General features: G+C 62.2%; 9 protein-coding genes and 1 pseudogene. 7 read left to right on the top strand and 3 right to left on the bottom strand.

The window, feature by feature from the left end:
- From NPS46_RS23690 to NPS46_RS23665, 6 genes and pseudogenes are all read left to right on the top strand, one after another.
- A pseudogene (locus NPS46_RS23690) lies at positions 1 to 271 on the top strand (hypothetical protein); the annotation flags it as partial.
- A gap of 250 nt (positions 272 to 521) precedes the next feature.
- The gene (locus NPS46_RS23685) at positions 522 to 1,706 is read left to right on the top strand and encodes a tyrosine-type recombinase/integrase (RefSeq protein WP_274111573.1); all 1,185 of its coding nucleotides are present in this window, start codon (positions 522 to 524) and stop codon (positions 1,704 to 1,706) included.
- A 36-nt stretch (positions 1,707 to 1,742) separates the two neighbouring features.
- On the top strand, positions 1,743 to 3,515 hold the full coding sequence (locus tag NPS46_RS23680) for an N-acetylglutaminylglutamine amidotransferase (RefSeq protein ID WP_274111571.1): 1,773 nt from the start codon (positions 1,743 to 1,745) through the stop codon (positions 3,513 to 3,515).
- A gap of 3 nt (positions 3,516 to 3,518) precedes the next feature.
- Complete coding sequence (gene ngg, locus NPS46_RS23675) at positions 3,519 to 5,309, top strand: N-acetylglutaminylglutamine synthetase (RefSeq protein WP_274111569.1); 1,791 nt, start codon at positions 3,519 to 3,521, stop codon at positions 5,307 to 5,309.
- The gene (locus NPS46_RS23670; protein WP_274111567.1) at positions 5,306 to 6,490 is read left to right on the top strand and encodes an osmoprotectant NAGGN system M42 family peptidase; all 1,185 of its coding nucleotides are present in this window, start codon (positions 5,306 to 5,308) and stop codon (positions 6,488 to 6,490) included. Before ngg ends, NPS46_RS23670 begins: the two co-directional genes overlap by 4 nt.
- A gap of 79 nt (positions 6,491 to 6,569) precedes the next feature.
- Entirely contained in the window at positions 6,570 to 6,797 is a 228-nt protein-coding gene (locus NPS46_RS23665) for a YheU family protein (RefSeq protein WP_274111565.1), read from the top strand.
- A 6-nt stretch (positions 6,798 to 6,803) separates the two neighbouring features.
- Here the strand turns inward: NPS46_RS23665 and csrA are convergent, their stop codons facing one another.
- From csrA to NPS46_RS23650, 3 genes are all read right to left on the bottom strand, one after another.
- Positions 6,804 to 6,992: a carbon storage regulator CsrA gene (gene csrA, locus NPS46_RS23660; RefSeq protein ID WP_274111563.1), complete on the bottom strand. Its 189-nt coding sequence runs from the start codon at positions 6,990 to 6,992 to the stop codon at positions 6,804 to 6,806.
- 142 nt (positions 6,993 to 7,134) lie between these two features.
- Complete coding sequence (locus NPS46_RS23655) at positions 7,135 to 7,467, bottom strand: YnfA family protein (RefSeq protein WP_274111561.1); 333 nt, start codon at positions 7,465 to 7,467, stop codon at positions 7,135 to 7,137.
- 65 nt (positions 7,468 to 7,532) lie between these two features.
- On the bottom strand, positions 7,533 to 8,348 hold the full coding sequence (locus NPS46_RS23650) for an SDR family oxidoreductase (protein ID WP_274111559.1): 816 nt from the start codon (positions 8,346 to 8,348) through the stop codon (positions 7,533 to 7,535).
- A 341-nt stretch (positions 8,349 to 8,689) separates the two neighbouring features.
- Between NPS46_RS23650 and NPS46_RS23645 the strand changes: the two genes are divergently transcribed.
- Complete coding sequence (locus NPS46_RS23645) at positions 8,690 to 8,842, top strand: DUF3309 family protein (protein ID WP_274111557.1); 153 nt, start codon at positions 8,690 to 8,692, stop codon at positions 8,840 to 8,842.
- Positions 8,843 to 8,904 lie beyond the last annotated feature (62 nt).

Raw genomic sequence — 8,904 nt, 5'->3', positions numbered from 1 at the left:
CCTGAGCATCGACGGCGACAACGCCTACAAGCGCGACCTGTGTGACGCGATTGTGGGGGGCCTGGCCATGGGCGCCCAGAACGTCAACCCGCCGCCGGCGGATCACTGGGGTCAGCGCTTTTGGGATATAGGCCGGGAAGAAGGCGCAATGAACGGGGAGCTGCTTTCCGCCGCCCAGCACGTCCTCTCAAAACTTGACCACCCAACCCACAGCGTCACCTCCTTCGACGCGGACGCTCTACGCGCTGCAATCAGCAGCGCGACCAAATAACCCACCTTCTGCCGCCATAGGGCGGCATGGAGCAGTAGCGCCCACTCCGGGCAGAGGTAGCCGATATGGCAGCACTAGAAAAGCTGGCCGACGAGCCCGGCCAAGATAAGGTTTCCGAAAAGCGAATGGCCGAACTGCTCGGCACCACGCCAAAAGCCCTACAGCGAAAGAGAGAGCGGAACATCATACCGCCAGATGTATGGCTGAAAGTCGACGGCCGGATTATGTACAGCAAGTGGAGATACGATGAATGGCTAGAGAGCCTGTGGAGCTGCCCAAGGGCGTTGAGTTCGTCGGTAAATCAATCCGAATTCGATTCTCCTGGAACAAAAAGCGGCGTTGCGAAACGCTCCCCTACCCTCAGACCCCGAAGGGAATCGCAGCAGCAGCGGGCCTTTGTTCTCAAGTAAAGCAACTCGATAAGCTGGGGATGCTCACCGAGGAAAAGTACGCCGAGCTATTCCCCGGCTCCCGCTCCGCAGTCACACACAGGGTCCCGATCTTCTTCGACTACGCCCAAGAGTGGCTGGATGGGCTTCAGATCGTTGAGGTGACCCGCAAAAGCTATCGCTCTGCACTGCAAAAATACTGGATTCCCTACCTGGCCAGCACGCCCATCGACAAAATCACGCCAATGCTGATGCGCAAAATCGCGCAAGAGATCCAGTGGTCTTCGCCCAGCCGGCGCAAGGGCGCAGTGCGGCTGGTCACCAGCATCTTCAAGCAGGCAATGAGCGACGAGCTGATTCTAAGGAACCCGGCCCTATCCATTCCTCAGAGCCGGGTGACCAAGCGGGAGATAGATCCGTTCAGCAGAGAAGAGGCAGACGCGCTGGTAGCCAAACTGTACGAAATCACAAGCGGTCTTCAGCAAATCTATGCAGCATTTTTTGAGTTTTCTTTCTATACGGGAATGCGCCCAGGCGAGGCGATGGCGCTGCGTTGGAGCGAGGTAGACACGCGCAACAGAACTGCCAGGGTGTGTCGTATCAGGATCTTCGGACAGATCAAGGAAAGGACCAAAACCAAAACGGTACGCGAAGTTTTATTGAACGATCAGGCGCTTCGGGCACTCGATAAAGCTAGGTCATTGACGGCGGCGCGGTCTGATTATGTCTTCGCGCCAGAGGGGACGGGTGCTAGGGAGGAGCTCTACATTCGTTCCGAAACCGGGGCCAAACGCTACTGGGTAAGCGCTATGCGCAAGCTTGGAATGAGGCATCGCAGGATGTACGACACGCGCCACACGTACGCGACGATGTGCTTGATGTCCGGCATGAACCCGGCATTCATCGCCGCCCAGCTCGGGCACAGCGTCCAGGTACTGCTGTCGACATATGCGAAGTGGATCAGCTCATCAAGCGACTGGGCTGAGCTGGATAAACTGAATGCACCGCAAAGCGGTACGAAATTGGTACAAGCAAAACCCCAGTAGCGACACACATGCCGAAATACAAAGGGCTTACGCAACATGTGCGGATTAGCTGGAGAACTACGTTTCGACTTTCAACCGGCCGACCTGGCCGCCATTGAACGCATGACCCACCACCTCGCGCCACGCGGGCCGGATGCCTGGGGCTTTTACAGCCACGGGCCAATCGCCCTGGGCCATCGGCGGTTGAAAATCATGGACCTGTCGGACGGCTCGGCCCAGCCTATGGTCGACAGCGAACTGGGCCTGTCCCTGGCCTTCAACGGTGCGATCTACAACTTCCCGGAGTTGCGCCGCGAACTTGAGGACCTGGGCTACCGCTTCCACTCCCACGGTGATACCGAAGTCCTGCTCAAGGGCTATCACGCCTGGGGCGAAGCGCTGCTGCCCAAGCTCAATGGCATGTTTGCCTTCGCCATCTGGGACCGAGACCGGCAAAGCCTGTTTCTGGCCCGTGACCGCCTCGGCGTCAAACCGCTCTATCTGGCACAAAACGCCCAGCGCCTGCGTTTTTCCTCGACCCTGCCCAGCCTGCTCAAGGGCGGCGATATCCAGCCGGTGCTCGACCCGGTTGCCCTCAATCATTACCTCAACTTCCATGCTGTGGTACCCGCGCCCCGTACCCTGCTGGCAGGTATCGAAAAGCTCGAGCCCGCCAGTTGGCTGCGTATCGACGCCAAGGGCGTTCGTGAGCGCAAGACCTGGTGGACGCTCCCCTACGGCCCCCGGGCCGATGAACTCGACCTGAGCCTGGAGGACTGGACCGACCAGGTGCTGGACAGCACCCGCGAAGCCGTGGCGATTCGCCAGCGGGCGGCGGTGGACGTGGGCGTCTTGCTGTCCGGCGGCGTCGACTCGAGCCTGCTGGTCGGTTTGCTGCGCGAGGTCGGTGTCGAGCAACTGTCGACCTTTTCCATTGGTTTTGCCGATGCCGGCGGCGAACGCGGCGATGAGTTCCAGTACTCGGACCTGATCGCCCGGCACTACGGCACGCACCACCACCAGTTACGCATCGCCGAACAGGAAATCATCGAGCAGTTGCCTGCGGCGTTCCAAGCCATGAGCGAACCGATGGTCAGCCACGACTGCATCGCCTTTTATCTGTTGTCCCGGGAAGTGGCCAAGCACTGCAAGGTGGTGCAAAGCGGCCAGGGCGCGGACGAGTTGTTCGCCGGCTATCACTGGTACCCGCAGGTGGACGGCGCCGCCGATCCCTACAGCGCCTATCGCGAGGCGTTTTTCGACCGCAGCTACGACGACTACGCCGCCACCGTGCAACCCCAATGGCTGGTGGAGCACGACGCGGCCGGGGATTTCGTCCGTGAGCATTTCGCCATGCCCGGTGCCGCGGCCGGCGTGGACAAGGCCTTGCGCCTGGACAGCACGGTGATGCTGGTCGATGACCCGGTCAAGCGCGTCGACAACATGACCATGGCCTGGGGGCTGGAGGCTCGCACGCCGTTTCTGGACTACCGCCTGGTGGAGCTTTCGGCCCGGGTGCCGGCCCGTTTCAAGTTGCCCGACGGCGGCAAACAGGTGCTCAAGGAAGCCGCACGCCGGGTGATTCCCAGCGCCGTGATCGACCGTAAGAAAGGTTACTTCCCGGTCCCCGGTCTCAAGCACTTGCAGGGCGACACCCTGAACTGGGTCCGCGACCTGCTGCTGGATCCCAGCCAGGATCGCGGCCTGTTCAACCCAGCCATGCTCGACCGCCTGCTGAGCAATCCCCACGGCCAGTTGACCCCGCTGCGCGGCTCCAAGCTGTGGCAACTGGCAGCGCTCAACCTGTGGCTTAGCGAACAAGGAATCTGACCGATGAAACCCCACGCCACGGCTTACAACCAACGCCTGCTGCGCGGCCAGGCACCGTCCTATGAACGACTGCAGGCGCGCTTTGCCGAGGACGGTAGTGCGCCGACCCAACAGCCCATTGCCTTGCATTGCGGTTGGGGCCGGCTGCTGCTGGGCCATACTTTTGCAGAGCCCGCTGCGCTGGCGGCCGAGCTGCTCAACGAACGCCCCGGCGCACGCGATATCGCGCTGTACGTCGCGGCGCCCCAGCAGGTCCTGGCCCAAGCGCCGCACCAACTGTTCCTCGATCCCTCGGACACCCTACGCCTGTGGTTCAGTGACTATCGCCAGGCCACTCGGGTCTTTCGCGGTTTTCGCATCCGGCGTGCGCAAAACGAGGACGACTGGCAGGCCATCAACCAGCTCTACCAGGCCCGCGGCATGCTGCCCATTGACCCACAGCGGCTGACACCCCGCCATCAGGGCGGACCGGTGTACTGGCTGGCCGAAGATGAAGACAGCGGCGCGGTGATCGGTAGCGTGATGGGCCTGAACCATCAAAAGGCCTTTCATGACCCGGAAAGCGGCAGCAGCCTCTGGTGCCTCGCGGTCGATCCCGGCTGCAGCCGGCCGGGCGTGGGCGAAGTACTGGTGCGTCACCTGATCGAGCATTTCATGAGCCGTGGCCTGAGCTATCTCGATCTGTCGGTACTGCACGATAATCAGCAAGCGAAAAACCTCTACGCCAAGCTGGGCTTTCGAACCCTGTCGACCTTCTCCATCAAGTGCAAGAACGGTATCAACCAGCCGCTGTTCCTCGGCCCCGGGCCGCAGGCCGGGTTCAATCCCTATGCCCGCATCCTGGTGGAAGAGGCCCATCGACGCGGGATCGAAGTACAGGTCGACGATGCCGCCGCCGGCTTGTTTACCCTGGTCCATGGCGGCCGGCGGATACGCTGCCGTGAATCGCTGAGCGACCTGACCACAGCCATCAGCATGAGCCTGTGCCAGGATAAAAGCCTGACCCACCGCACCCTGGACGCCGCCGGCCTGAAACTGCCAGCCCAGCAATTGGCGGGCAATGGTGACGACAACCTGGCCTTTCTCGACGAACACCAGCGGGTGGTGGTCAAGCCCCTGGATGGCGAGCAAGGCCAGGGCGTGGCGGTGGACCTGCGCTGCATCGAATCCGTGCAGGCGGCTATCGAGGCCGCACGGCGCTTTGATAGCCGGGTGCTGCTGGAGAGCTTTCACGAGGGCCTCGATCTGCGCATTGTGGTGATCGGCTTCGAGGTCGTCGCCGCCGCGATTCGCCGGCCGGCACAGGTTGTCGGTGACGGCCTGCATGCCATCGGCGCACTGATCGAGGCCCAGAGCCGGCGCCGCCAGGCCGCCACCCAGGGCGAAAGTCGCATTCCCCTCGACCGGGAAACCCAGCACACCCTGCAAGCCGCTGGCTACGACTACAGCAGCGTGCTGCCAGCCGGCGAGCAACTGGCGGTGCGCCGCGTGGCCAACCTGCATACCGGCGGTACGCTGGAGGATGTCACCGCGATCCTGCACCCCACACTGGCCGAGGCCGCGATCCGCGCCGCCCGCGCACTGGATATTCCAGTGGTCGGCCTGGACCTGATGGTCAGCGCTGCCGACCAGCCCGACTACGTGTTTATCGAAGCCAATGAACGGGTTGGCCTGGCCAACCATGAACCCCAACCGACGGCCGAGCGCTTTATCGACCTGCTGTTTCCTGCCAGCCGACTCCCTGATGTCAGCGGCGGCTGCCCGCGTTCGCCCCTAGCCCTGGAGCAACCATGACCCCGTCACTGCCCGAACCGGATCTGCACTACCTGCAAAAAGTCCTCCTGGAAATGCTGGCCATCCCCAGCCCCACCGGCTTCACCGACACCATCGTGCGCTACGTCGCCGAGCGGCTGGACGAGCTTGGTATCCCCTTCGAGCTGACTCGCCGCGGTACCCTGCGCGCCACCCTCAAAGGCCAGCAGAGCAGCCCGGACCGTGCCGTCTCCGCCCACCTGGACACCATCGGCGCAAGCGTGCGCGCCATCAAGGATACCGGCCGCCTGACACTCGCCCCGGTCGGCTGCTGGTCAAGCCGCTTCGCCGAAGGCAGCCGCGTCAGCCTGTTCACCGACAACGGCGTGATCCGCGGCAGCGTGCTGCCGCTGATGGCCTCGGGGCACGCCTTCAACACCGCCGTGGATGAGTTGCCCATCAGTTGGGACCATATCGAACTGCGCCTCGATGCCTACTGCACCACCCGCGCCGATTGCGAATCGCTGGGTGTCGGCATCGGTGATTTCGTGGCCTTCGACCCCCTGCCGGAGTTCACCGAAAGCGGCCATATCAGCGCCCGCCACCTGGACGACAAGGCGGGGGTAGCCGCCCTGCTCGCCGCCCTCAAGGCCATTGTCGACAGCGGCGCGCAACCCTTGATCGACTGCCACCCGCTGTTCACCATCACCGAGGAAACCGGCAGCGGCGCGGCGGCCGCCTTGCCGTGGGATGTCAGTGAGTTCGTCGGCATCGATATCGCGCCGGTCGCGCCGGGCCAGCACTCCAGCGAACATGCGGTCAGCGTGGCCATGCAGGACTCTGGCGGGCCCTATGACTACCACCTGTCCCGCCATCTGCTGCGCCTGGCGACAGAGCACGAGTTGCCGGCACGCCGCGACCTGTTTCGCTATTACTTCAGTGATGCCCATTCTGCGGTGACCGCCGGCCACGACATCCGTACCGCCCTACTGGCCTTCGGCTGCGATGCGACCCATGGCTACGAACGCACCCATATCGACAGCCTGGCGGCCCTGAGCCGCCTGCTCGGCGCCTATATGCTCAGCCCACCGGTGTTTGCCAGCGACGCGCAGCCGGCCAGCGGTTCGCTCGACCGCTTCAGCCACCAACTGGAGCACGACACCCAGATGGAAAGCGATACCCGGGTGCCAGCAGTCGACAGCCTGATCGGCCAGCGCTCCTGACACCCGGCCAGGGGAATCACGCGTGACGAGGACCGGGCAAGCCGTTAGCATCGTGCGGATTTTTTCGGAGAAATGCCCCATGCTGATTCCCTACGACCAACTGGAACCCGACACCCTGACCCGGCTGATCGAGGACTTCGTCAGCCGCGACGGCACCGACAACGGCGATGACACGCCCCAGGAAACCCGCGTGCTGCGCGTGCGGCATGCGTTGAGCAAGGGCCAGGCCGTGATTTTCTTCGACCTGGAGAGCCAGCAATGCCAATTGATGGCTCGCCATAGCGTGCCCAAGGAATACTTCGACTGAACGCCGTCAGCGCCTGGGCTCAGCGTCCTCGCGCTTGAGTTGCAGACGGCGATAAATCTCGCTGCGGTGCACCTCGACATGCCGCGGCGCCTCTATCCCCAGCCGAACCCCGAACGCAGTCACAGCCAACACTTTCACAGTAACGTCATCGCCGATAACGAGGGTTTCGCCGACGGCGCGAGTCAAAACCAGCATGGAACAGTCCTTGTAGTGAGCGGACTCTGGAGACTGCACAACCAGCGCACGCCCGGGCAATCCAGTAGCGCCGAATCAGCCCAATACGACAGGCTCTCTCGATCCGACCTACAGACGGGGACTGCATCACTCGCGCAAGCCGTTATGGTGCGGAGAAGCGCGGACCGAACAGGATGATGCTGGCACCGACCACGCACAGCACAACGCCCAGCCAATCCGACGCCAGCGGGCGCACCCGTTCGATCAGGCCGAGCCAGGCGATCGAGGCCACGATGTAGATCCCGCCATAGGCAGCGTAGGCTCGCCCGGCATAGGTCGCCTCGACCTTGGTCAGCAGCAGCGCGAACAGCGTCAGGCTCAACAGGGCCGGCGCGATCCACCAGGCACTCTTGCCCTGCCGCAACCACATCCAGAACGCATAGCAACCGGCGATCTCAAACAGCGCCGCCAGAAAGAACCACAGATAATTAAGCACGCGTAGTACTCGTCAGGGAGATCGGATGGCCGCCACCCTAACCAGCCCTGCCGCGCCGGGCAAGCCTACTGGCTACCCTGGCGCGCCTTGCTGCGCATCCGGTCGGCCATGGCAATCATTTCGCTGTGCAGCAACTGCGGGTTCTGCTGCTTGAGCGCCCAGGCCATGCGCCCCTGCTCGTGGGGCAGGATCATGAATTCACCGGCCGCGACCTGGCGGTAGATATAGTCGGCAATCTCGGCAGCACTGATGGGCGAGCTTTCCAGCAACTTGCCGACCTGGGCCTTCATGGCTGGCGTCGGCCCACGAAACGAGTCGAGCAGATTGGTCTGGAAGAACGACGGGCAGACCACATGCACCGCCACTTCCTGATGGGCCAGTTCGATCAGCAGGCTTTCGGACAGCGCCACCACCCCGGCCTTCGCCACGTTGTAGTTGCTCATGGCCGGGCCCTGCATCAAGGCCGCCATCGAGGCGATATTGATGATTGTGCCATGACTCTTTTCCAGCAAGGGCAGGAAGGCCTTGCACCCCTTGACCACGCCCATGAGGTTGATTGCGATCTGCCAATCCCAGTCTTCCAGGGACAATTCGCTAAAGAACCCGCCCGAAGCGACTCCCGCGTTGTTGACGATCACATCGATACCGCCCAGTTTCACTTCGCAGGCCTGGGCGAGCGCGGTGAGCTGGCTGTAGTCCCTCACATCGCACCGCTGGATAAACCCGTCACCGCCGGCGGCACGTACCCTCTGCAGGGTTTCCTGCAGGCCGGGTTCACTGATATCGGACAAGGCCAGTTGCCAGCCTTCGCGCGCCCAACGCAGGGCCATTTCACGGCCCAGACCCGAGCCGGCGCCAGTGATCATCATGCGATTTTGCATAGGAACTGCCTTGCTGTTCTGGAGAGATGAACCGCAGTGTAGCGAAGGCCCCGGCCGCCCCCACGTACCATCAGAGCGCTGAATGGCGCAGGCAAACCCCAGGCCCGGTGCGAACGTGCGAGGCCGGCAAAGTTCACTGCCAGGAACAACTAAGCAGGTCGTTCAAGTGCAACTTCCCAGGGCTTTAAAAGAAATAACGGTTTGAGCGAAATACTTTAAAAATTCAGGGAATTTTCTTTTCACCCGATCAGTCGGACTTATTAAGCGGCCCGTTGTACCTGCAACGCTTGCCATGATTGCAGCCGCGTCACGCTCCCACGAAAACCAATAAGGAATACACCATGGGCACTATCCTGATCGTCATCCTTATCCTCCTGCTGATTGGTGGCTTGCCAGTCTTCCCGCACTCCAGAAGTTGGGGTTATGGCCCGTCCGGTATTATCGGGACCGTTCTGATTGTTCTGTTGATCCTGCTCTTACTTGGCAAGATATGATCTACCCGCAATAAAAAACGCCCTGACAAGTCAGGGCGTTTTTTTGAGTCACGCTCGATGGA

This window comes from Pseudomonas putida, assembly GCF_028682395.1.
GTDB classification, from domain to species: Bacteria; Pseudomonadota; Gammaproteobacteria; order Pseudomonadales; family Pseudomonadaceae; genus Aquipseudomonas; species Aquipseudomonas putida_AB.
This window is presented reverse-complemented; position numbering and strand designations above follow the sequence as displayed.

Bases quoted from the DNA above. Each gene is read 5' to 3' on its own strand.
- NPS46_RS23685 (WP_274111573.1), top strand. From the start codon at position 522: ATGGCTAGAGAGCCTGTGGAGCTGCCCAAGGGCGTTGAGTTCGTCGGT.
- NPS46_RS23680 (WP_274111571.1), top strand. From the start codon at position 1,743: ATGTGCGGATTAGCTGGAGAACTACGTTTCGACTTTCAACCGGCCGAC.
- ngg (WP_274111569.1), top strand. From the start codon at position 3,519: ATGAAACCCCACGCCACGGCTTACAACCAACGCCTGCTGCGCGGCCAG.
- NPS46_RS23670 (WP_274111567.1), top strand. From the start codon at position 5,306: ATGACCCCGTCACTGCCCGAACCGGATCTGCACTACCTGCAAAAAGTC.
- NPS46_RS23665 (WP_274111565.1), top strand. From the start codon at position 6,570: ATGCTGATTCCCTACGACCAACTGGAACCCGACACCCTGACCCGGCTG.
- csrA (WP_274111563.1), bottom strand. From the start codon at position 6,992: ATGCTGGTTTTGACTCGCGCCGTCGGCGAAACCCTCGTTATCGGCGAT.
- NPS46_RS23650 (WP_274111559.1), bottom strand. From the start codon at position 8,348: ATGCAAAATCGCATGATGATCACTGGCGCCGGCTCGGGTCTGGGCCGT.
- NPS46_RS23645 (WP_274111557.1), top strand. From the start codon at position 8,690: ATGGGCACTATCCTGATCGTCATCCTTATCCTCCTGCTGATTGGTGGC.